The organism is Streptomyces sp. NPDC041940, assembly GCF_055589465.1.
In genome coordinates this window covers 386,930-408,907 of the sequence record NZ_JBVJBP010000003.1, presented here as the reverse complement: position 1 = coordinate 408,907, position 21,978 = coordinate 386,930, and the positions used below count along the sequence as shown (strand labels likewise).

Sequence of the window (21,978 nt, the reverse complement as noted above, 5' to 3'; positions counted from 1 at the left end):
AATCTATCACTCTAAAAATTTCGCGGCCAGAGGTGAGCCGGCGCACGCCAACCGACCGGAGACACCGGAGATCGAGAGGGCACCCCGCTCGACGAAGACGCAACGGGCTACGGGCAGAGCGGCAGCGAGGCCGCGGGAACGGCCACAAGCGCTGAACGTCAGCCGGTGACGTCGTCCCGGAGAATCAGCTGGAGCAGCCCGGGAAAGCGCGCGTCGAACTCCTCGCGGCGCAGCCGGTTGACCCGCCTGGGCCCTTCGTCACGCTGCTCGACCAGCCCGGCGCCGCGCAGGACCGCGAAGTGATGACTCTTGGCGGCCTTGCCGACGGACACGCCGAAGCTGCCACAACTGCGCGTCCAGTCGGGAGAGCCCGCCAGCTCGCGGATCAGCTGGATGCGCACAGGGTCGGCGAGCGCGGACAGCGCGGTGAGGACGGACACATCCGCGGGATCCGTGTGCACCGGCGCCGCACGATGACTGCCGCCCGCAGCCTGGTTCGACATGCACCTCTCCCCGTCCCGCACACCGCCGGAGCGCCGCTCGCGGAGCGTCTCGGCGGTTGCCCAGTGTTCGATGAATATCTTACAGTCCCAGTGTTCGGTTTTCATTGAACACTTCCTCGAAGGGTGCGTTCCTCTCATGCGTGCAGTCGAGTTCCAGGAGTACGGCGCCCCCGAGGTGCTGACGATCGTGCGGGCCGACATCCCCGAGCCGGGGCCGGGCCAGGTGACCATCGACGCCGCCTACGTCGGCGTGAACTTCGCCGACCTCAAGGCGCGAGCCGAGGGCTACCGGGTGGCCTCGCTGCCCTTCCGCCCGGGCCTTGAGGTCTCCGGGCGGATCAGGGCCGTCGGCCAAGGCGTCGATGGACTGCGCCCGGGCCAGGAGGTCGCCGCACTCGTCGGCGGCGGTGCCTACGCCGAGGTGGTTCTCGCCGAGACCGCGACCGTCTTCCCGCTCCCCGAGGGCGTCGACCTGCGCACCGGGGCCACGCTCCCCACCGTGGTGCCGACCGCCCACGCCCTGCTGCATGAGGTGGGGCGACTGGGGGCCGGCGAGTCCGTGCTGGTGCACGGAGCCGCCGGAGGCATCGGCACGGTGGCCGGGCAACTGGCCCGGGCGGCCGGCGCCGGCGCGGTGTACGGCGTGGTCTCCTCGACGGCCAAGGCCGGGCACGCCCTGAAGCACGGCTACGACGAGGTGTTCACCACCGGCTCCTTCGCCGAGGATGTCCGTCGCGCCACTGGCGGCAGTGGCGTCGACCTGGTCCTCGACCCGGTCGGCGGCGATACCCTGCGCCGCGGTCTCGACGTGCTGGCCGCCTTCGGACGCCTGGTGTCCTTCGGCAACGCGAGCGGTCAGGAGCCGTGGCAGGTCGGGCAGCCCGAGCTCTACGCACAGGGCCGCTCGGTCGGGGGCTTCTCCATCCTGGCTCTCGCGCAGGCAGCGCCCGAGGCACTGCGGGCGCTTGCCGAGCGAGCCTTCCGCAAGGTCTCCGACGGCACCGTGAGGCTTCCGGTCACCGCGGAGTTCCCGCTGGCCGACGCGGCCGAGGCCCATCGGCTGATGGGCGGGCGCATGTCGACGGGCAAGTTGCTGCTGCGCGTGGCCGACTGAGAACAGCCACGCCCGGAGGATTCCAGAGCAGCTCAAACGACGGACGGCGAAAGCCGGCAACCCGTCCCGCGCCCGCGTCCCGTACGACAGGAACTCGAAGCAGACATGCATGACAGCACGGCCACACGTGGACCGGCCGGAATCGTGGGGCGCATACCGGCCCCCGGGCTCGTGCTGGGGGGCGTGTGCGGGATCCAGTTCGGTGCGGCCTTCTCACCGCAGGTGTATCCCCAGGTGGGTGCGGCGGGCGTCGTCTTCCTCCGGTTGCTCATCGCGGGTGCGCTGCTCTGCCTGCTGTGGCGCCCGCGACGGCAGGCGCTGACCTCGGCGAAGGGCGCCCGGGTGACGGTGATCGGCGCCGGAGCCCTGCTGGCGGGGCACCATCTCGCGTTCTACGAGGCGGTGAAGTACATCCCCCTGGGGGCTGTGGCCACGATCGAGTTCCTCGGTCCGTTCGTCATCGCCCTGGCCGGCTCGCGCCGGGCGTCCGACCTGCTCCCGGCATGCCTGGCCGCCGGCGGAGTCCTGCTGCTCGGCGGGGGCGGCGTCCCTCTCGACCCGGCGGGTCTCGCCCTGGCCGCGGCGGCGGCGTGCTGCTGGGCCGGCTACATCCTCGTCTCCTCGCGCATGGCGCGCACCCTCAGTGGCGGCCAGGGCCTCGCGCTGGCGATTCTGTGGGCTGCCCTGCTGAGCGCTCCCTATGGAATCGCCCAGGGGGGAAGCGCCCTACTGGACCCCGATGTGCTGTGGGTCGCGGCGGTGGTGGCGGTGGCGTCCAGCGTGCTGCCGTACTCGTGCAACCTGGAGGCACTGCGCCGGATCCCTCCTCGCGTGTTCGGCGTGCTGACGAGCCTGGAGCCCGCGGCCGGGGCGTTGTTCGGCCTGCTCATCCTGGGGCAGCAGCTTGCCTGGCCGCAGTGGCTGGGCATCGCCGCTGTCGCCTGTGCCTCCGTCGCCGCCACGCTCCTGGGGGCCAGGGAGGGAACGAGGTCGCGCGTGTCCGCCAAGGGCGATCCGGCGCAGGACGCTCCAGCCGAGCACGAACGGCCTGCGGTTCCGGTCGAGTGATGCCGCGGGCGGCAGGGTCTCGCACCGTGATCCGGTGAGCCGTGGAGTCGGCGGCTTCGGGGTCGACCCCGACGACACAGGCAGGGCCGACGCCGGCACCGTCAGCGGATACGGGCCGGCAGACTCCTGATGCCGTGGACGAACTGGTGCGGAAGCCACTCGGGCTCCCCCACCTCCATGTCGGGCACGCGGGTCAGCAGCTCGCGGAACAGAGCCTTCAGTTGGGCCTTGGCGACCGTGTGCCCCAAGCAGAAGTGGATTCCGCCCCCACCGAATCCGATATGCGGGTTCGGTGACCGAGAGAGGTCGAAGTCGCCGGGCCTGTCGAAGACGGACTCGTCGCGGTTTCCCGAGCAGTAGAAGAGGGCCACCTTCTCGCCGGCCCGGATCGTGGTTCCGCGGATCTCGGTGTCGGCCTTGGCCACGCGGGCGAAGTTCATCACCGGTGAGGCGTAACGCACGAACTCTTCGACGGCCGTGCCGATGCGCCCGGGCCAGTCCTCCATGAGCCACCGTTGCTGCTCGGGGTTCCTGGACAAGGCCAGCATCGTGTGCGAGGTGGTCTGTTTCGTGGTGTCGTTGCCTGCGGTGGACATCATGACCATGAAAGCGCCGATCTGCTCGTCGGTGAGCCGCCGGCCGTCGATCTCCGCCTGGACGATGTTGGTCATCAGATCATCCTTGGGCCGGCGCCGTCGGTCCTGGGCGATCTCGATCGCCGCGTCGCGCAGAACCTGGACCTGCCGCTCCACCAGAGCCATACCGTCGACGCCCGCGGCCCGGTCTTCCTCGGTGGGCCCCGCGAACAGCACCTCGGCGGCCTTTGCGACGGCCGCCCGGTCACTCGGGGCGATACCGACCATGTCGGAGATGGTCCGCATGGGCAGGAGAGCCGAGCACGACGACACGAATTCGATGTCGCCCGCGCCGACCAGCCCGGCGACGATGTCCCGTGCGTCGGACTCGATCTGCGACTGGATGCGCGCGATCTGCCTGGGCGTGAAGGCCGCGCTGATCAGACGGCGGAAGGCCATGTGATCGGGCGGATCCATGACCAGGAAGAAGGAGGTCGTCCGCTGGACCTCCTTGGGCAGAGGGGCAACGCTGACGCCCTCGGCCGAGGAGAAGACCTCGTGGTTCCTGCTGACGGCCACGATGTCCTCGTGACGGGTCAGGGCCCAGAAGCCCCGCTCACCGCCCGGCTGACCGTCGTTCATCGGCTCGTGCCAGGTGACTCCGCCGTCGGCCCGCAGCCGGGCGAAGGTCCGCTCACGCTCATCGAAGGCCTGTGACCAGAACTGCCGGCTGGAGATGTCGGCCCCGTGGTAGGGCCGCGTCGGCTTGGGCTGGTTGACGACTTGTGTCATGTCGCTCTCCTCTGTGGGCCGATGCTTCCAGGTCGCGCGAGTGACTAAAATCTATCACTCTAAAAAATTAGCGGCTACAGTTGCCGCAGCTCTCACGCCCCACCCGACCAGGAGCCCAGCACCATGGAGACCAGCCCTGCCGCGCGCCCCGCCTGCTGTGCCCCTCGGGGCAGTGGAAAAGCCGCTGCCTCGAGGGCCGTGCAGCGCGCGGAGCACCGGGGATCGCTGGAGGGGATGGTGCGGCTCCCCGGGGGCGGCTTCCTCATGGGCTCCGACGACGCCGAGGGCTTCCCGGGGGACGGCGAAGGGCCGGTGCGGACGGTGCGTCTCAGCGCCTTCCACCTCGACGCCTACGCTGTCAGCAACGAGAAGTTCGCGGAGTTCGTCGACGCCACCGGGTTCGTCACCGAGGCCGAGCGCATCGGCTGGTCCTACGTGTTCGCGGGCTTCCTGCCCGGCGCACTACGGCGCGGGGCGCCCCGCCCGGCTCGCACGCCCTGGTGGTGCGGTGTCACCGCGGCCCGCTGGGATCAGCCCGAGGGCCCGGGCAGCACACTGGACGGCCGCGAGAACCACCCGGTGGTGCACATCTCCTGGAACGACGCCGCCGCCTACTGCGCCTGGGCGGGCAAGCGGCTGCCCACCGAGGCCGAGTGGGAGTACGCGGCCCGCGGCGGCCTGGAGCAGAAGCGCTATCCCTGGGGCGACGAACTCGACCCGGGCGGCGCGTACCGCTGCAACATCTGGCGTGGCGTCTTCCCCACCAGGAACACCGCGGCGGACGGCTACCGGGCCACGGCACCGGTCGACGCCTTCGAGCCCAACGGATTCGGCCTCTACAACGCCTCGGGCAACGTGTGGGAATGGTGCGCCGACTGGTGGTCCGTGGACCACCCGGCCGGTTCGGCGACGGACCCGAAGGGTCCCGCCACCGGACAGGACAAGGTGATCCGCGGCGGCTCCCACCTGTGCCACACGTCGTACTGCAACCGGTACCGCGTCGCCGCCCGTACCGCCAGCACACCCGACGGAGCCAGCGGCCACACCGGGTTCCGCTGCGCGCGAGACGCCTGAAGACACGCGACCGACAGCCGAAGGAGCACCACGGCATGAAAGCCATCATGGTGATGTTCGACAGTCTCAACCGGCACATGCTGCCGCCCTACGGCTGTGACTGGACGCACGCCCCCAATTTCGCGCGACTTGCCGAGCGGACCGCCACGTTCGACAACTGCTACGCGGGATCCATGCCCTGCATGCCGGCCCGGCGCGAGATACACACCGGGCGCCACAACTTCCTGCACCGCAGCTGGGGCCCGCTGGAACCGTTCGACGACTCGATGCCCGAACTGCTCAAGCGCGCCGGAGTGCACACCCACCTGGCCAGCGACCACCCCCACTACTGGGAGGACGGCGGGGCGACCTACCACGGCCGGTACAACACCTGGGAGTTCTTCCGCGGCCAGGAGGGCGACCCGTGGAAGGGGCACGTCGCCGATCCGCCCATGCCCGAGCAGGACGTCAAGGAGCTGCGACTGGAAGGCTACCGGCAGGACTGGGTCAACCGGCTGTACATGCGGAGGGAGGACCGCCACCCCCAGACCCTCACGTTCGACGCGGGCCTGGACTTCATCCGCACCAACCACGACCAGGACCGCTGGTTCGTGCAGATCGAGACGTTCGACCCGCACGAACCGTTCTTCAGCCACGAGCAGTACAAGGACCTGTATCCCGAGGACTACGACGGCCCGCACTTCGACTGGCCCGACTACCGACAGGTCACCGAGACCGAGGCACAGGTCCAGCATGCCCGCCGCGAGTACGCCGCCCTGCTGTCCATGTGCGACAAGTCCCTCGGCCGCGTCCTCGACATGATGGACGAACACGACATGTGGCGGGACACACTGCTGATCGTCAACACCGACCACGGCCTGCTGCTCGGCGAGAAGGACTGGTGGGGCAAGTCGGTGCAGCCCTGGTACAACGAGCTGGTCCATCTCCCGCTGTTCGTCTGGGATCCGCGGGCGGGTGTCGCCGGAGAGCGCCGCGAAGCGCTCGTGCAGACCATCGACCTCGCCCCCACCCTGCTCGAGTTCTTCGGCGTGGACCGCCCCGCCGACATGCAGGGCAGCCCCCTACCGGTCGCCTCCGACGAACCGGTCCGAGAGGCAGGACTGTTCGGCATCCACGGCGGCCACGTCAACGTCACCGACGGCCGGTACGTATACATGCGCGCACCCGTCTCCGCCGACAACGCCCCGCTGTTCGAGCACACGTTGATGCCCACCCACATGCGGGGGCGCTTCACAGCCGAGGAGTTGTCCGACCTCGAACTGGCCGAGCCGTTCGCCTTCACCAAGGGCGTCCGCACGATCCGGACGACAGGGCACACGTTCTTCAACCCGTACCGCTTCGGCACGCTCCTCTACGACCTGCGGACCGACCCGGAGCAGCGCACGCCGATCATCGACGACGCGGTGGAGCTCCGCATGGCGAACCTGCTCGTCGGCCTCATGCGGGCGAGTGACGCCCCGCCGAGCCAGTACGAGCGCCTGGGCCTGCCCTCCGACGGGCCGGTGACCGACACGCACCTGCTGGTGCGCGAGCAGCGTCACCAGGCCGAACAGGCCGCCGAGCCACTCCCCCGGCCTGAGGACTTCCCCGCGGGCCGCTTCTCCCTGCGCACCCCGATCACAGCGCTCGTCTCCGACCCCAGAGCCGTCGAGGTCCTGCGCACCCACGCCCCCACTCTGGTGGACACCGAACTCCTCCAGACGATCGGCTCGACGTCCCTGATCTCCCTGGCAGCCCTGTCCGGCGGCATGTTCCCCACGGCGACGCTGCGCGTGCTCGCGGAGGAACTGGCGGCACTGTGAGGGGGCACGACGACGGGGGCACCATCCGATGAGGGCCCGCGTCCGGGCCCTGGGTCAGGCGGCGTGGCGGCCGACGGCCCGGACGAGGTGATCGACGTCCTGCTCCGTGGTGGCGAAGGAGGTCACGAAGCGGACGACACCCGGCTCCCAGCGGTCGTGGTAGAAGGCGTAGCCGTCGGCCAGAAGACCATCGATGGCCTGCTGCGGCAGTCGGCAGAAGAGGACGTTGGCGTCGGCCGCGCCGAGCAGTCCGACCTCCGGTATCGACTTCAGGCCCTCCTGGAGCCGCGCGGCCATCGCGTTGGCCTGGCTCGCGTTGCGCAGCCACAGCTCGTCGGTCAGGTACGCCTCGAACTGGGCGGCGTGGAAGCGCATCTTGGAGGCGAGCTGGCCGGCCCGCTTGGCGCGGAAGGCGAGTTCCGCGGTGAGGGAGCGGTCGAAGACGACGATCGCGTCGGCGGTCATCGTGCCGTTCTTCGTCGCGCCGAAGGAGAGCAGGTCGACCCCCGCCCGCCAGGTCATCTCGGCCGGGGTGCAGCCGAGCGCGGCGACGGCTCCGGCGAAGCGGGCGCCGTCCATGTGCAGGCGCAGGCCCGCCTCCTTGGCGATCCCACCGAGGGTGTGCAGTTCGTCGAGGGTGTACACGGACCCGGTCTCGGTGGCCTGCGTGATGCTCACCACCGAGGGCTCCACGCTGTGCACGTCCCCGGCCTTGTGGCGTACGGCCGCCCGCAGTTCGGCGGGGTCGATCTTCGCGTCGTGACCCCCGAGCGGGACGAGCTTGGCGCCCGCCGTGTAGAACTCGGGTGCCCCGCACTCGTCGTTGTTGATGTGGCTCTCGCGGTGGCACAGCACGCTGCCCCAGGGCGGGGTCAGCGCGGCCAGGCTCAGGGCGTTGGCGGCGGACCCGGTGGAGACGAGCAGCACGTCGACGTCGCGCTCGAAGATCTCGCACAGGCGGCGCCGGACATCGCCGGTGATGGTGTCGGCGCCGTACGGGAGGGCCTGGCCGGAGGCCGCGCGGGTCACGGCGTCGACGATCTCCGGGGAAGCGCCGGCGACGTTGTCGCTGCTGAAGACGCGGGCGGTGGGAGTGGTGGTGCTCATGACCGGGTTCCTTGCTGTTCGTGGACGGAGGGTGCGGCGACGGCGGCGGCGATGAGCTGGCGCAGCGCGCCGTGGTAGACCTCGTGGTCGGTGACCGCGGGGACGATGGCGGCGAGGTTGCCGCTCAGCACCGGGAACTCCTCCGGATCGAGCGCTGCCAGCGCGGTGCGGGTGGCTGCCTGGGCGGTCTTGGTGTCGCGGTGGTCGACGAAGCCGGCGCTTCCGAGAGTGAGCAGATACATCCGCCGGTACGCGGTGATCGCCTCCTGCGGGGTCATGCCGACGGCAAGGCTGTCGGCGAGCTGCGGCTCGACCAGGCGTGCCAGCAGATGAGGACCGAGCCAGGGCCGCGTGCCGCGCAGGGCGAGCAGTCCCGGATGGGCCGCCAGCAGCTGGTAGAGCGCGGTGAACCGGGTCTCGGTGGCGGCGGCCCAGTCGGTGTCCGGCCCGACCTCGGGCAGCCGGGCGGCCAGATGGTCGATGCACAGGTCCAGCAGGCCGGACAGGTCGGTGCACCGGCGCTGGAGCGAGGCGAGGGAGATCTCCAGTCGCGCTGCCAGCGCACGGAACGTCAACGCTTCAGGGCCGCCCTCGTCGATCAGGAGGAGGGCGGTTTCGGCAATGCGATCCGGGGTCGCACGGTTCAGTGAGGGTGAGTGCCGAGGCATACGGGTCATCGTACGATACGCCGTATCGCATGTCACCGAGGGTCCGATTCGGCCAGATCTCCAGGGCGGCCTTGAAGAAGGATCACGTGGGCACTACATTAAATAAACCCTTTGATTTAAATGACGGGATTCACGCCCTCCCCCCACACGGAGATGTCAGATGAGTCAGCACGACTCCCCCGTTCGCCTGCCGTTGCCGTCCGACGGGCCTCTCGATCCTCCTGCCGAGTGGAAGCGGCTGCGCGACCAGTGCCCAGTGGCCACCGCCGAACTCCCCAGCGGAGACACCTGCACCCTCCTGACCCGCTACGACCACGTCAGAGCTCTCTTGGCCGACGCCCGCTTCTCCCGCCCGACCGCCGAGGACGGCGGCGCCAGGATCGCCCCGGAAGGGGGCGGTGGCGCATCGACCGACAGCGACCTGTCCGTGGCCGTCCCGCTCAAGGGCGAGGGCCACCTGAGGTGGCGGCGGCTGCTGGGCAAGTACTTCACCGCCAAGCGCATGACGGCATTGCGCCCCGGCATGACGGCCATGGCCGAAGGTCTCGTCGACGGCATGGTCAAGAGCGGCAGACCGGCGGACCTCAAGGCCGCGCTCGGCTTCCCGCTGCCGGTCTACGTGATCTGCGACCTTCTCGGCGCCCCCGCCGCGGACCGGGACCGCTTCTCGTACTGGTCCGACGCCTTCCTGAACGTCGACCGCTACACCAAGGACGAGACCAAGGCCGCCTACACGGCCTTCCTGACCTACATCAACGACCTCGTCGCGGCCAAGCGCGCCCAGCCCGGTGAGGACGTGCTCAGCCTGCTGATCGAGGAGAGCCGCGTGGAGGGCGAGGGACTCAGCGACGCCGAACTCGTCGGCACGGGCATGGGTCTGCTGGTCGCCGGCCACGAGACCACCGCGAACATGATCGGCAAGATGGTCGCCATGCTTCTGGCCGACCGCACCCGCTGGGAACAGCTGCTGGCCGATCCCTCCCTGGTCCGCACCGCGGTCGAAGAGGTACTGCGCTCCGACGCCAACCTGGGCGGCTACGGCCTGAGGCGCTATCTGACCGAGGACCTCGAGGTCGACGGTTCGGTGGTGCGGGCCGGCGCCACGGTGTTCTGCTCCCTGTCCGCCGCCAACCGCGACGAGCAGGTCTTCGCCGACCCCGACGCGATGGACCTGACCCGCAGCCCCAACCCCCATCTCACCTTCGGCGGCGGGATCCACTCCTGCCTGGGCCAGTCCCTGGCCCGCACCGAACTCCAGGTCGTCCTGGAGGTCCTGCTGCACAGCCTGCCGAGCCTCGAACTGGCCGTGCCGGTCGAGGAGTTGCAGCAAGTCGAGGGGCTGACCGTAGGCGGGCTGCGCGAAGTACCCGTGCGATGGTGACGCACCCCGCCGAGCCCGACGTACCGACCATGAGGAATGGAGCCACCATGAAGATCACCGTGGACGAGGACAAGTGCTGCGCGGCCGGGAGCTGTGTCCTGGCCGCACCGGACGTCTTCGACCAGCGCGACGAGGACGGCATCGTCGTGCTCCTCGACGCGGAACCCGCCGAGGACCAGCACACGGCCGTCCGGGACGCGGCGGCCGTCTGCCCCGCAGCGGCCATCGCACTCGCCGAGAGCTGAGCGGGAACGAGGGGCAGGGCACGTTCTTCTCGGCCGGCATGGTCACCCGTGCATCGAGATGGTTCGCCCGAACAGGGGCACTGTTCGGGCGATCAACCTGTCGCACGCCGCGAAAACGGCCCCTTACGCGATCGCCACCGCCTTGAACTGGAGGAACTCCTCGATACCGGCCCTTCCGCCCTCCTTGCCGAGGCCGCTGAGCCCGAGCCCGCCGAACGGACGGTGTGCGGCAGTCGGTGTCGCGCCGTTGATCAGCACCTCTCCGGCGACGAGTTCGTCCGCGAACCGTCGCGCCCGGGCCAGGCAGGTCGTCTCGACATAGGCGGAGAGCCCGTACTCCGTGCCGTTCGCGATGGCGAGGGCCTCGTCGTCCGTGGTGAACGGGGTGATGGCGAGTACGGGACCGAAGACCTCACGCTGGGCGAGCTCGGAGCGGGGATCGACATCCGCGAACACCGTGGGCTGCATGAAGTAGCCGCCCGCCAGTTCACCGTCAAGCTTGTGCGGCGCGCCGCCGGTGACGAGCCGGGCGCCGTCCCGCTTCGCTCGCTCGATCATCCCGAGGATGCGGTCGAAGCCCGCCTGGTTCACGATCGGGCCGGACGCGGTCTTCGGATCGAAGGGATCCCCGACGGCAATGGACTGGGCGACTGTGGCAACCCGCTCCACGACCTGGTCGTAGACGGTTTCCTGAACGAGCATGCGGGTGGCCAGCGCACAACCCTGGCCGCTCATCGAGCCCACCGACCTGAACGCGCCCCGGGTGCAGGCGACATTCAGGTCCGCGTCGTCGAAGACGACGTTCGCGGACTTGCCGCCCAGCTCCATCACCGCCGGCTTCATACTCTCGGCACAGCCGTGCAGGATCTTGCGCCCCGTCTCCGGGCCGCCGGTGAAGGTGATCTTCTTGACCAAGGGGTGGGACACAAGTCGCGCCCCCGCCTCGCCCGTTCCGGGCAGTATGTTCACGACTCCCGCGGGGAACCCTGCCTCCTCGACGAGGTCGGCGAACAACTCGCCGCTGAACGGGGTGAGTTCCGACGGCTTGACGACGACGGTGTTCCCGGCGGCCAGCGCGGCCGGCAGCTTCATCACCAGCGAACTGAGCGGCGCGTTCCACGTAATGATCACGCCGATGACGCCGTACGGCTGAGCGAGGGTGTAGGCGAGCTCCCCCTGGTCGATGGGGTAGGCGTGCGTCTCGCCGGTGAGCTTGTCCGCCCAGCCCGCGTAGTAGCGGGTCCACTCCGCCGCCCCGGCCGGGAACCGCGAGGTGATGGCGACAGGCGTGCCGTTGTCGGTCGTGCCGAGTCGGGTGAACTCCTCGGCATGCTGCTCGATGAGGTCGGCGAGCCGCAGCAGCAGATCGCGCCGCCGCGCCGGGCGGGTGGCTCGCCAGGCCGCGAACGCCTCATGCGCGACGCGTACCGCCTCGTCGACCTCCTCCGGACCCGCCAGAGGGACATCGGCGTCGGGTCGGCCTGTCGCCGGGTTGATGTGTTGGTGTGTTCCGCCCGACCCGACAGCGAGTTTCTTGCCGCCGAGACGCAGGTGAACGGGTGGGGGGCTGGTGGCAGTCATGGCCGGTCTCCTTGCCGATGGCCGTCGGATCTTGTCCAGGCGGTGACCAAGCTGAACCGGACTGCTTGTCCGGTACGGCGACCGTATCGACGTTCCGGACAGCTTGTCCACTTATTCGGGGAAGCCTTAGACATCTACTGGTGGAGGGATTGCAAAATACGGACATGCCGTCCGGTAGCCTGACGGCATGACCACGGCGAACCAGGAACCGAGGCGGCGGGACGCCCGGCGCAACCGACAGGCGATCCTGGACGCGGCCAGAGAGCTGTTCGCGGAATCCGGCGACTTCCCGACGTCCGAGGTCGCACGGCGTGCGGGGGTCGGTCAGGCGACTCTGTACCGCAACTTCCCCGATCGCAGCGATCTCGCGGTCGCGGTGATGGCCGAAGAGGTCGACGAACTGGAGCGGTTGGCCACCGACCACGCCGGAGACCCGGCCGCCTTCTTCGTCCTGATGCGCGGCATCGTCGAACGCATGGTGGGCTCCCACGCCCTGGGCGCGCTCGCCCGGCGGGACCCGGCCCTCCGCCCGGCGGCGGCGACGGCCAAGGCGCGGTTGGCCGAGATCGTCAGGGCTCCACTGAGCGAAGCGAAAGCCGCGGGCCTGCTCCGGCGTGACCTGTCGGTGGACGATGTCTTCCTGCTCACCTCGATGATCAGAGGCGCCCTCCACGAACTGGAGTCACCGGCTGCTCGCGCGGCAGCCGCGTCCCGCGCGCTCACCCTGACGCTGGAGGGCGCGGCGCCCGCACATACTCACCGTTCACCGGGTGACAACGAGACCCCTGGGGACTCCGCGGTGTGACGTGCCGTCGCCCCCCGACGGCCTCGAAAGCGCGGAGGATCGTCACGGCGCAACATTGTTCGCGGCCCCGCCGGTTGACGATCACTCCCCCGTGACCCGCACACGCCTGAGCAGCGGCGCGAGTTCCAGACGCAGTCGCCCGCGTGGATGCTCGACTGCACGCGCAGATCCGTCGCACTGACAGTTGCCAGGTCGACTCGGCCGGCCTGCCAGGCCTGGATCCTGCCGTACTTGGTCTCGGTCCTGGACCCCTCGTCCGGGCCAGTCCACTCCCAGGCCGCCTGGGCGTCGAAGACGCCGTGACCTGCACCCAGGTATCGACCTCCTCAGCTCTCTAGGTGACCCCTTGACGACCCACAGCGCCCACGTCGGACGTTGCACCGCCCCAGACCGCCCCCTAACCCGTCCGACCCCAATCGCTCCCACTGCAGCCGAAGCATGACCCGAGCTGACACCGCCACACCAAGATCCGGACCATTTCCGGACCAGCCTCCGCCAGAAATCCGCTCCAACTGCCTTTTTCGCTGGTCAGCTTGGGTGTAACTGCTGTACCACCAGCAGACGAAAAACTTGCTGGTGTCGTACTCGGCGAAGAAGCTGGGCTTCTTCTAAAGGGCACATGAAAGGGCGCCTGACGTGGTCCCACTTGGCCTGCTCCCGGATTCCGTCCAGAACCTTGGCGCAGTGGCGGACGAGAGCCTCCATGCTCTGGCCCGCGCGGCGAGCACGTAGTTGCCGGCCTGGTTCCGGAACAGACGGCCGTCCGGCACGACACCGTCGTCGGTCCACCCCTTGCCTGCCGTGACGACGCCACCCGAAAGGTTGAGCATCCCCCACCCGGTCTCGGGCAGATATGACATTGCTCGATTCGGAGGTGAATGACGTCCGCCGCAGGGTCAGTGCCGGCCGGAGGCGAGGCGGCGGTGTTCGAGGAGGGTGGCGAGGGCGTAGGCGCCGCCGCCGGCGAGGGTGAGGACCCAATAGAAGTCGGGGGTGCCCAGGAGGAGGGCGGCGGTGGAGGTGAGGGCGAGCCAGGTGCCGAGGGTGTAGTGGAGGAGGTTGCGGCGGGCGGCGCCCTCGGCGATGTACATGAGGCCGACGACGAAGCCGGAGCCGGTGGGCCAGAGCAAGGTCTGGATGTCGGGGTGGTCGACGGTGGCACTGAGTCCGGTGATGACCAGGAAGAGCGCGGCGAGTGCGGTGACCCAGGCGACGCCCAGGAGTTGGCCGGTGCGGACGGCGGCGGGGTCGGTGGCGGCGCGCTGGGCGCGCAGGGCGGCGCGGGTGGCCTGGACGGTGCCGAGGGCGAGTCCGCTGCCGAGGAGGACCATGGGCAGCCAGCCGGGCAGGTCGAGTAAGGGGCTGTCGCCCTGGGAGAGGGCGGCGGAGCCGTGACCGAGGACGTACGCGAGGCCGAAGCAGATGTAGGTGCCGAGGTTGGCGACGTCTCCGGAGGCGGGGCGGACCGGGGTCGACGGGTCCGCGGTGGCGATGACGGGATTCATGAATATACCTCAGGGGGGTATTGAGAGTGGTGTGTTGGGCCGAGGACGGGAGATGAGGGCTTAGCGCGGAGCAGAGGGTGGCGCCGGGTCAGCAGGCAGGCCTGGCGTGCCCAACGGCTAGTGAGGCTGCGAGGGTTGGGCCTGGGGAAGGATGACGACCTTGCCGGCTACGGTGCGGGATTCGGCGAGTTCGAGGGCTGCGGCGGCGTCGGTGAGGTCGAAGGTGGCCGCAATCTGGGGGGCGAGGACGCCGCGGGCGACCAACAGCAGGACCTGGGTGAGGTCGTTGCTCATCCGCCGATGCCAGGCCTTCTGGTTGCGGCGCTTGCCGGCCCAGAGGTTGTAGAAGTGGGCGCTCTTGCCGTTGGGCAGGGCGTTCCAGGCGAAGAGCCGTGCGAACAGCTTCAGAACTGGGAGTTGGGAGCTGCCGTCCTCGTCCTTGGTGGCGGCACTGCCGTAGGAGACCAGGGTGCCGCCGCGGCGCAGGAGCCGCCAGGACTGTGCGATGGCGGCACCGCCGACGTGATCGAAGACGGCGTCGACGCCGTCGGGCGCGATCTCGCGGATGCGGGCGTACAAGTCGGGGTCGCGGTAGTCGAGGGGCATGGCGCCGAGCTCGCGGACGAGGTCGTGATGGCGGGGCGAGGCGGTGCCGATCACGGTGATGCCGGCGTGGCGGGCCAGCTGGACGAGGGTGGAGCCGACGCCTCCGTTGGCACCCAGGACCACGATCGTCTGCCCGGACCGGACTTCGGCGACGCGGTGCAGCATCTGCCATGCGGTGACGCCGTTGACGATGACCGTTTCGGCGGCTGCGGGGTCGACCTCCGCGGGGACGGGCAGTAGGCCCGCGGCGTCGACCAGCAGGTGGCTGGCCCAGGCGCCGGTCTTGGTGATGGCGGCGAACCGGCGTCCGATGAGCGCGGCATCCACCTGCGGGCCGATCGCGGTGACGGTGCCGACCAGGTCGTAGCCCGGCACGAAGGGGAAGGGCGGCTGGTCGTAGTACTTGCCGCGGCGCATCTGCTGCTCGGCGAAACTGACGCCGGTCGCCTCCATGCGCAAGACGACCTGGCCGGCGGCCGGGGCGGGTATCTCCTGCGTGCGCAGGTGCAGGCCGTTCGGCTCCACCTTGCCGGGCAGGACGATCTCGGTGGCGAGGGTGGTGGCGGTGCTGGTCATGAGTCCCCCTGAAGGTTTCGGCTGTGCGCTTACAGACGTAAGGCTATGTGCGTTAACTCCCGTCCCGCAAGAGGTATCGGCGGTAAACTTACGGCGTTAGGCGATGGAGTGGGGGCGGGAGGGGAGGTGCGCGGCGTCGCTGCCGAGAAGGGCTAACACTCATAAACTTGTATGCGTAAGATTACGAAGATGAATGAGGCTGACGTGACTGGTCTGGACACACCTCAACAAGTGGCCCGCGTGCGCAACCGGCGTGGCGAGGGCGGCCGGCTGAGGGAGGACATCGTTGATGCCGCCTCCGCGCTGCTGGACGAGACCGGCGACGAGCGGGCGATCACCCTGCGGTCGGTCGCGCGCAAGGTCGGCATCGCCGCCCCGTCGATCTACCGCCACTTTCCCGACCAGCCGGCCATCATGCTGGCCGTCGTGGAACGGGAGTTCGCCGCGCTGGCAGCCCATCTGCGCGAGGCCGCCGAGCACGCCGGCGACGATCCGCGGGAGCGGCTGCACGCCCTCGGCCGCGCTTACCTCCGCTACGCGCAGGACCACCCCGGCCGCTACCGCACGATGTTCGGCGGTCTGTGGATGCCAACCCTGGGCGACAATTCCCTGACGGAGGAGCAGCTCACCGACCTAGGCGCGCCGGCCTTGCGCATTCTGGCCGACGCCCTCGCCGACTGTGCCGCCGCGGGACAGTCGACGGTCACCGACCCGGAACTGGATGCCGTCACCCTCTGGATCTCCATGCACGGCCTCGCACATCAGTACACAGTCATCCGCATCTTCCCGTGGCCCGCGGAGAGCGTCGCCGACGCCATCATCGCCAGGGTGGCCAAACTGACCTCGCACTAGAGCGCGGCGATCGTCAGCGCTCCGTTTGAGTTCTGCATACGAGCGCACGGCTGCCGGACGGTCATGGCAGGTGGATTCCGGTCCCGGGTCCGAGCGGCAGGTCGAAGGCGTAGAAGACGCCGAGCACGGCCAGCCATGCCCCCATGAAGGGCAGGATGTAGATCGCGAGCCGGGACATCAGTGTGCCCAGCTGCGCGCCTGGTTCGTAGCGGCGCATCAGGGCCAGGGAGAGGAAGAGGTAGGGGTTGAGCGGCGAGATCATCTGGGTCGCCGAATCCGCGATCCGGAAGGCCGCCAGGGTCAGCGCCGGGGACATGCCGATGAGCATGAAGGTCGGCACGAAGACCGGGGCCATCAGTGACCACAACGCCGACCCGGAGCTGATCAGCAAGTTCAGCACGCTGACCACCAGCACGAAGAGCACCAGGGCGGTGAAGCCGGTCAGCCCCGCGGACTTCAGCAGCTCCGCGCCCTCCACCGCGAGCAGGGTGCCCAGGTTGGACCAGGTGAAGACCGCGATGAACTGCGCGATGACGAGGATGAGCACGATGTAGCCGGACATCGAGGTGACCGACTCGCCCATCATCTTCGGGATGTCGTTGCGGTGCGTGACGGTACGGGCCTTCACCCCGTACACCGCGCCCGCGATCACGAACGCGCCGAACAGGATCGGCACGATCCCGCTGAGCGCGGGCGACGGCACCAGCGCGCCGCCCTCGCCGCGCAGCGGGCTGCCGGGCAGCAGCCAGGCGACCAGCACGATCGCGGCATACGCACCGACCGCGGCCGTGGCCCAGAGCAGTCCGCGCTTCTGCTCCGCGCCGATACCGGCGGACTCGTCGTCGGACGACTCGGCCGTGACCGGGGCGGGCAGCCTCGGCTCCAGCACCCGGGCCGTCAGGAAGCCGCCGATGAGGGCGAGCACCACGCTGGCCGAGGCGGTGAAGAAGTAGTTGACGAGGAGATGCGTGGGCACCTCCTGTCCGGCCGGCAGCACGGCCGCGACCTTCTCGGTGATGCCCGCGTACAGAGCGTCGAGAGCACCCACCGTGAAGCCCGCGGAGTAGCCGGCACATACGCAGGCGAAGGCACCAATGAGGCCGGCGACCGGGTGGCGGCCGGCCGCCTTGAACACCAGGGCGGCCAGCGGCGGGATCACCAGGACCGCGATGTCGCTCATCACGTGGCCCTGGCAGGCCACGAACGCCACCGCATACGGCAGCAGCCACTTCGGCGCCTTGGCGACGGTCGCCCGGACCGCCGTTTCCAGCAGGCCGGTCCGCTCGGCGACACCGACCGCCATCATCATCAACAGGACGGTGCCCAGCGGCGGGAAGCCGGTGAAGTTGGTGAGCGCGTGCTCCAGGAACCAGCTGATGCCGCCCCCGGTGAGCAGCCCCTGGATCTCGAGGCGCTCGTTCTGGCCAGGCACCGTCACCCCGACGTTCGCCCAGGCCAGCGCGGTGGAGACCACGGCGAGGAGGGCGAAGAGGGCGGTGAAGAGGTAGAAGGGGTGCGGAAGCCGGTTGCCCAGGCGCTCCAGGCCGCCCATGAGCCGGCCGCTGCCGTATCCGCCGGCGGCTTGTGCCGGGGATGACGATGCGAGGGTCTCCTGCATGGCGGTCGCCTCTCAGTCGGTACGGTGGGCCCGGTCGCGCGGGTCGATGCGCTCGGTTCGTTCGGTTCGTTCGGTTCGTTCGGTTCGTTCGGTTCGTTCGGTTCGTTCGGTTCGTTCGGTGAGGGTGTTCTTGCGTACGACGCCCTGCTGGATCACGCAGCGGATGTGGGCGGGTTCGGCGAGCAAGGAGATGTCGGCCAGCGGATCGCCGTCGCACACGACGAGGTCCGCGGCCTTGCCGGTCTCCAGCGTGCCCACCCGGTCGTCGAGTCCGAGGAGTTCGGCGGCGACCCGGGTACCGGTGGCGATGGCGTCCGCCGGGGACATGCCCAGGGAGACGAGGTGCAGCAGTTCGCGAAGGTTCTGACCGTGCGGGCTGATCGCGGCGTCGGTGCCCATCGCGATCCGCAGCCCGTCCGCGATCGCGGCGGAGATGTTCTCCTTGGTGATGCCGGACCAGCGCGTCTTCTTCTCGTAGTGGTAGGGCGCCATGGTCTCCTTGTCGATGCCGTCGAAGACGGTGGACAGGGTGGGGACGACGAACACGCCCTGCTCTCCAGCCAGTTGACGGGCCTCGGCGTCCAGGCCATAGCCGTGCTCGATGCTGGTGACGCCGCCCCGGATGGCGTTGAGGATGCCGGCGGTGCCCTGGGCGTGCGCGGCCACCGGGCGTCCGCCGTGTCGGCGTGCCTCGTCCACGACCGCGCGGATCTCCTCCTCCGTGAGTCCCTCGTCCTCGGGCTGGTCGTGCGGGCTTCCCATGCCGCCGGTCGCGCAGAGCTTGATGACGTCCGCTCCCTCACGCAGCAGCCGCCGCACCGCCTTGCGCACCTCGGACGGGGTGTCCGCGATCTCGCCGACGCCGCCGCTGGTGTCGATGCCCGAGGGGGTGGTGAAGTCGGCGTGGCCGCCGGTGTGGCCGATGATGCGGATCGCTGTGTGCAGCCGGGGCCCCTCGATCAGGCCCTCGGCGACCGCGACCCGGAATCCGGCGGGCAGGCCGCCGAGGTCGCGGGCGGTGGTGATGCCGGCATCGAGTGTGCGGCGCAGCCGGCGGGCGGTGCGGAAGGTCCCCACCGTGTCGTCCAGGGCGAAGCGCTCGGACAGCGCCCGGCCGTTCTCGGCGCCGAGGTGCACATGGCAGTCGATGAAGCCGGGCAGTACGGTGCGGCCCGCCACGTCCAGTACACGCGTGTCCGGCGGGGTGGCCGGGGCGTTCTCGGCGCGGCCGACATGGACGAGGTCGCCGTGCTCGTCCGTGACGACCACACCGTCGGACACGGGCGCGCGTCCGGTGCCGTCGACGATCCGCGCGTTGATGATCTTCAGGGCCACTGCTACCGCTCCTTGTGCTGGTCGGATGTCGCGGTAGCCTCAGGTCTTTCAGCAGCACGCACGCTGATTTGCAGGATTCGTTCACTGGAGCACGCGGAATGCAGGATCAGGAACTCAGCGAGCTGGACCTGGCCATCGTCAACGCCCTGCAGATCCAGCCCCGCGCCCCCTGGTCCCTGGTGGGCCGGGTACTCGGCGTGGACCCGGTCACCGTCGCGCGCCGCTGGCAGCGGCTCACCGACAGCGGGGCGGCCTGGGTGAGCGGTCATATGGCGCCGGCGACGGACGACCGGGTGATGGCCCAGGTCGAGATCGTCACCGCGGCCGCGCAGGCCACCCGGGTCGCCGAGGTCCTCGCCCGCGACGTCGCCACCCTGAGTGTGAAGCAGACATCCGGCGCCCGGGACATCCTGGCCATCGTCTGGGCCTACGGCCTCGATGAGCTCGCCGACTACATCGGCGAGCGCGTCGCCCGGTGCCCCGGGGTCCGCTCGACTCGCTCACACGTCATCACGGCCGCCCCGTTCGAGGGGAGCCGGTGGCGGCTGCGCGCTCTGTCCGCGGAGCAGCGAGCCCTGCTGCACCCGCCGGTAGGGCCACCCGTGCCCCCCGAGCCGCTGCGCCCGCTCGACCGGCGCCTCGTGGTGGCCCTGGGCGAAGACGGCCGGATGCCGCTCAGCGAACTCGCCGGACACACCGGTACGAGCGTGGCCACCGCCCGCCGCAGGATCGGCCACCTGCTCGCTGCCGGCCAGTTGGTCCTGCGCTGCAGCCTCGCCCGGCCGCTCACCGGCTGGCCGGTCACCGCCGTGTATTTCGCCTCCGTACCGGCGGGGCACCTGGACGCGGCAGCGGCGGCGTTGCGGACCCTGCCGGAACTGCGCCTGTGCACCGTCGCCGCCGGGCCGCACAATCTGATCCTCGACGTGTGGCTGCGGGGCGTCCACGACGTGCACCGCCTCGAGGCGCACCTGGAGCAGGAGATGGCCCATCTGGGCTTCCGCGTCGCCGACCGCGCGGTGGTGCTGCGTACGGAGAAGAACGTCGGCCGCATCCTCGACCGACGCGGGCACAGCGTGGCGGCGGTCCCGCTGGAGCGGCTCGACTGACCGTCCCGCCGCCGGCAGCCCCAGCGCTGAGCGCTCATGGCCGGGGCGGGCCGGCCCCGTGGACAAGGGCATCGCCCGGACAGGCCGGGAAGCCGGGCTCAGCCGCCGCGCCGTACCCGGGCCGCCTTGCGGGCCTCCGCGAGCTTGCGGGCCTCGCTGCTCTTGCGGGACGGCTTGCCACCGGAGCCGCTCTTCGCGTCCTTGGAGCTGCCCAGGCCGCGGAAGGGGGCATTGTGGTTCTTGGGGCGCGGTACGGTCGGCCCGCCGTCGAGAGGCTCTCCGGAGGGGGCCCTGGCACCGGTGATCCGGCTCAGTTCCGCCTCGCCGGACCGCACTTTGATGACCTTGGGGGCGACGCCGGCGTCGGCCATGACCTGGCTCGTCTCGCGGCGCTGTCCCGACAGGACGAGTGTCACGACGGTGCCGAAGCGGCCGGCCCGGGCCGTGCGGCCCGCGCGGTGCAGATAGTCCTTCGGGTCGGTGGCCGGGTCGACGTTGACCACGAGGTCGAGGTCGTCGACATGCAGGCCGCGTGCGGCGACGTTCGTCGCCACCAGCGAGGTGACCTGCCCGTTCCTGAACTGGGCCAGGGTCCGGGTGCGCTGCGGCTGGGACTTCCCGCTGTGCAGGGCCGCGGCGGCCACGCCGCTGGCCCGCAGATGCCGCGTGAGCTGGTCGACGCCGTGCTTGGTGTCCAGGAACAGCAGGACGCGGCCGTCCCGGGCGGCGATCTCCGTGGTCACGGCGTACCGGTCCGGGCCGTGCACGACGAAGACGTGGTGCTCGATCGCGGACACCGCGCTGGACGAGGGGTCCACGGAGTGGACGGCGGGATCGCGCAGGTAGCGCTGTACCAACTGGTCGACGTCGCGGTCGAGCGTGGCGGAGAACAGCATCCGCTGCCCGTCGGAACGCACCTGGTCGAGGATTTCGGTGACCTGCGGCAGGAACCCCATGTCACACATCTGGTCGGCCTCGTCCAGCACCGTGATGCGCACCCGTCCCAGTCGGCAGCCCTTCCGCTCGATGAGGTCGTGCAGCCGACCGGGCGTGGCGACGACGATCTCGGCGCCGTCCCGCAGCACGGCGGCCTGCCGTCCGATGGACACTCCACCCACCACGGTCGCGATCCGCAGCCGCAGCGCCTCGGCGTACGGCGTCAGCGCCTCACCGACCTGCTGCGCCAGCTCCCTGGTGGGCACCAGCACGAGCGCCAGCGGCTCTTTGGGCTGGGCGCGCTGCCCGACCGTCCGGGCGAGCATCCCCAGGCCGAAGGCGAGCGTCTTGCCGGATCCGGTGCGGCCCCGGCCCAGGACGTCACGTCCCGCGAGCGCGTTCGGCAGCGCCGCCGCCTGGATGGGGAACGGCACAGTCACACCGTGCTCGTCCAGCGTCCGCAGAACCTCGACCGGCAGCCCCAGCTGCGCGAAGGACGCCACGGCGGGCAGCGCCGAAGTGGCGCCCGACGCCTCGGACGCATCGTCCTGCCGCCGGGCAGCGTCACGTACAGATTCGCTCACAGAAAGCCTTCCTCCGAAGGGACCGTACCGAGGAAGGCGCGGCGGGGACGCGATCACCAGCCGGGGACAACCAACGGAACACCGACACGGCGACCCTGCAAACGGTCAACGCTAGCACGGGCACGCCCCGAGTCCTTCTGAT

19 protein-coding genes are annotated in these 21,978 nt (G+C 70.0%); 9 read left to right on the top strand and 10 right to left on the bottom strand.

Going from position 1 to position 21,978, the window contains the following annotated elements; translation table 11 throughout:
• Nucleotides 1-158 precede the first annotated feature (158 nt).
• A complete protein-coding gene (locus ACZ6I3_RS09150) occupies nucleotides 159-503 on the bottom strand; it encodes an ArsR/SmtB family transcription factor (protein ID WP_469413060.1) in 345 nt (114 codons plus the stop codon).
• Between the two features lie 136 nt (nucleotides 504-639).
• On the opposite strand from ACZ6I3_RS09150, the gene ACZ6I3_RS09145 reads away from it, so the two are divergent.
• Both ACZ6I3_RS09145 and ACZ6I3_RS09140 read left to right on the top strand, forming a co-directional pair.
• The gene (locus ACZ6I3_RS09145; protein WP_469413058.1) at nucleotides 640-1,617 is read left to right on the top strand and encodes a quinone oxidoreductase family protein; all 978 of its coding nucleotides are present in this window, start codon (nucleotides 640-642) and stop codon (nucleotides 1,615-1,617) included.
• Between the two features lie 105 nt (nucleotides 1,618-1,722).
• Nucleotides 1,723-2,685, top strand: a complete 963-nt coding sequence (locus ACZ6I3_RS09140) for an EamA family transporter (RefSeq protein ID WP_469413056.1) — start codon at nucleotides 1,723-1,725, stop codon at nucleotides 2,683-2,685.
• Between the two features lie 101 nt (nucleotides 2,686-2,786).
• Here the strand turns inward: ACZ6I3_RS09140 and ACZ6I3_RS09135 are convergent, their stop codons facing one another.
• Nucleotides 2,787-4,052 (bottom strand): cytochrome P450, encoded by a 1,266-nt coding sequence (locus tag ACZ6I3_RS09135; RefSeq protein WP_469413054.1) that lies wholly within the window; start codon nucleotides 4,050-4,052, stop codon nucleotides 2,787-2,789.
• A gap of 123 nt (nucleotides 4,053-4,175) precedes the next feature.
• Between ACZ6I3_RS09135 and ACZ6I3_RS09130 the strand changes: the two genes are divergently transcribed.
• Both ACZ6I3_RS09130 and ACZ6I3_RS09125 read left to right on the top strand, forming a co-directional pair.
• Nucleotides 4,176-5,126, top strand: a complete 951-nt coding sequence (locus tag ACZ6I3_RS09130; protein WP_469413052.1) for a formylglycine-generating enzyme family protein — start codon at nucleotides 4,176-4,178, stop codon at nucleotides 5,124-5,126.
• A gap of 35 nt (nucleotides 5,127-5,161) precedes the next feature.
• Entirely contained in the window at nucleotides 5,162-6,928 is a 1,767-nt protein-coding gene (locus tag ACZ6I3_RS09125; protein ID WP_469413050.1) for a sulfatase, read from the top strand.
• A 54-nt stretch (nucleotides 6,929-6,982) separates the two neighbouring features.
• Here ACZ6I3_RS09125 and ACZ6I3_RS09120 read toward each other — a convergent pair whose 3' ends face one another.
• Together ACZ6I3_RS09120 and ACZ6I3_RS09115 are read right to left on the bottom strand one after the other, a co-directional pair.
• The gene (locus ACZ6I3_RS09120) at nucleotides 6,983-8,035 is read right to left on the bottom strand and encodes a threonine aldolase family protein (protein ID WP_469413048.1); all 1,053 of its coding nucleotides are present in this window, start codon (nucleotides 8,033-8,035) and stop codon (nucleotides 6,983-6,985) included.
• A complete protein-coding gene (locus ACZ6I3_RS09115) occupies nucleotides 8,032-8,703 on the bottom strand; it encodes a TetR/AcrR family transcriptional regulator (RefSeq protein WP_469413046.1) in 672 nt (223 codons plus the stop codon). Before ACZ6I3_RS09115 ends, ACZ6I3_RS09120 begins: the two co-directional genes overlap by 4 nt.
• Before the next feature lie 160 nt (nucleotides 8,704-8,863).
• Between ACZ6I3_RS09115 and ACZ6I3_RS09110 the strand changes: the two genes are divergently transcribed.
• Nucleotides 8,864-10,084, top strand: coding sequence for a cytochrome P450 (locus tag ACZ6I3_RS09110; RefSeq protein ID WP_469413044.1), 1,221 nt, complete (start codon nucleotides 8,864-8,866; stop codon nucleotides 10,082-10,084).
• A gap of 47 nt (nucleotides 10,085-10,131) precedes the next feature.
• Nucleotides 10,132-10,329: a ferredoxin gene (locus ACZ6I3_RS09105; protein WP_469413043.1), complete on the top strand. Its 198-nt coding sequence runs from the start codon at nucleotides 10,132-10,134 to the stop codon at nucleotides 10,327-10,329.
• Nucleotides 10,330-10,452: 123 nt separating this feature from the next.
• On the opposite strand, the gene ACZ6I3_RS09100 is transcribed toward ACZ6I3_RS09105, so the two are convergent.
• Nucleotides 10,453-11,910 carry an aldehyde dehydrogenase family protein gene (locus tag ACZ6I3_RS09100; protein ID WP_469413041.1) on the bottom strand — a complete coding sequence of 486 codons (1,458 nt, stop codon included), beginning with the start codon at nucleotides 11,908-11,910 and terminating at the stop codon, nucleotides 10,453-10,455.
• A 187-nt stretch (nucleotides 11,911-12,097) separates the two neighbouring features.
• Between ACZ6I3_RS09100 and ACZ6I3_RS09095 the strand changes: the two genes are divergently transcribed.
• A complete protein-coding gene (locus ACZ6I3_RS09095; RefSeq protein WP_469413040.1) occupies nucleotides 12,098-12,715 on the top strand; it encodes a TetR/AcrR family transcriptional regulator in 618 nt (205 codons plus the stop codon).
• An 896-nt stretch (nucleotides 12,716-13,611) separates the two neighbouring features.
• On the opposite strand, the gene ACZ6I3_RS09090 is transcribed toward ACZ6I3_RS09095, so the two are convergent.
• Together ACZ6I3_RS09090 and ACZ6I3_RS09085 are read right to left on the bottom strand one after the other, a co-directional pair.
• Nucleotides 13,612-14,220: an ABC transporter permease gene (locus ACZ6I3_RS09090; protein WP_469413038.1), complete on the bottom strand. Its 609-nt coding sequence runs from the start codon at nucleotides 14,218-14,220 to the stop codon at nucleotides 13,612-13,614.
• A 117-nt stretch (nucleotides 14,221-14,337) separates the two neighbouring features.
• A complete protein-coding gene (locus ACZ6I3_RS09085) occupies nucleotides 14,338-15,402 on the bottom strand; it encodes a medium chain dehydrogenase/reductase family protein (RefSeq protein WP_469413036.1) in 1,065 nt (354 codons plus the stop codon).
• Between the two features lie 204 nt (nucleotides 15,403-15,606).
• Between ACZ6I3_RS09085 and ACZ6I3_RS09080 the strand changes: the two genes are divergently transcribed.
• Nucleotides 15,607-16,254: a TetR/AcrR family transcriptional regulator gene (locus ACZ6I3_RS09080; protein WP_469413034.1), complete on the top strand. Its 648-nt coding sequence runs from the start codon at nucleotides 15,607-15,609 to the stop codon at nucleotides 16,252-16,254.
• 61 nt (nucleotides 16,255-16,315) lie between these two features.
• Here the strand turns inward: ACZ6I3_RS09080 and ACZ6I3_RS09075 are convergent, their stop codons facing one another.
• Nucleotides 16,316-17,872: an AbgT family transporter gene (locus ACZ6I3_RS09075; protein WP_469413033.1), complete on the bottom strand. Its 1,557-nt coding sequence runs from the start codon at nucleotides 17,870-17,872 to the stop codon at nucleotides 16,316-16,318.
• 12 nt (nucleotides 17,873-17,884) lie between these two features.
• On the bottom strand, nucleotides 17,885-19,201 hold the full coding sequence (locus tag ACZ6I3_RS09070) for a metal-dependent hydrolase family protein (protein WP_469413131.1): 1,317 nt from the start codon (nucleotides 19,199-19,201) through the stop codon (nucleotides 17,885-17,887).
• A gap of 104 nt (nucleotides 19,202-19,305) precedes the next feature.
• Between ACZ6I3_RS09070 and ACZ6I3_RS09065 the strand changes: the two genes are divergently transcribed.
• Nucleotides 19,306-20,316 (top strand): Lrp/AsnC family transcriptional regulator, encoded by a 1,011-nt coding sequence (locus ACZ6I3_RS09065; protein WP_469413032.1) that lies wholly within the window; start codon nucleotides 19,306-19,308, stop codon nucleotides 20,314-20,316.
• Between the two features lie 98 nt (nucleotides 20,317-20,414).
• On the opposite strand, the gene ACZ6I3_RS09060 is transcribed toward ACZ6I3_RS09065, so the two are convergent.
• Nucleotides 20,415-21,764 carry a DEAD/DEAH box helicase gene (locus ACZ6I3_RS09060; protein WP_469413129.1) on the bottom strand — a complete coding sequence of 450 codons (1,350 nt, stop codon included), beginning with the start codon at nucleotides 21,762-21,764 and terminating at the stop codon, nucleotides 20,415-20,417.
• Nucleotides 21,765-21,978: the final 214 nt, after the last annotated feature.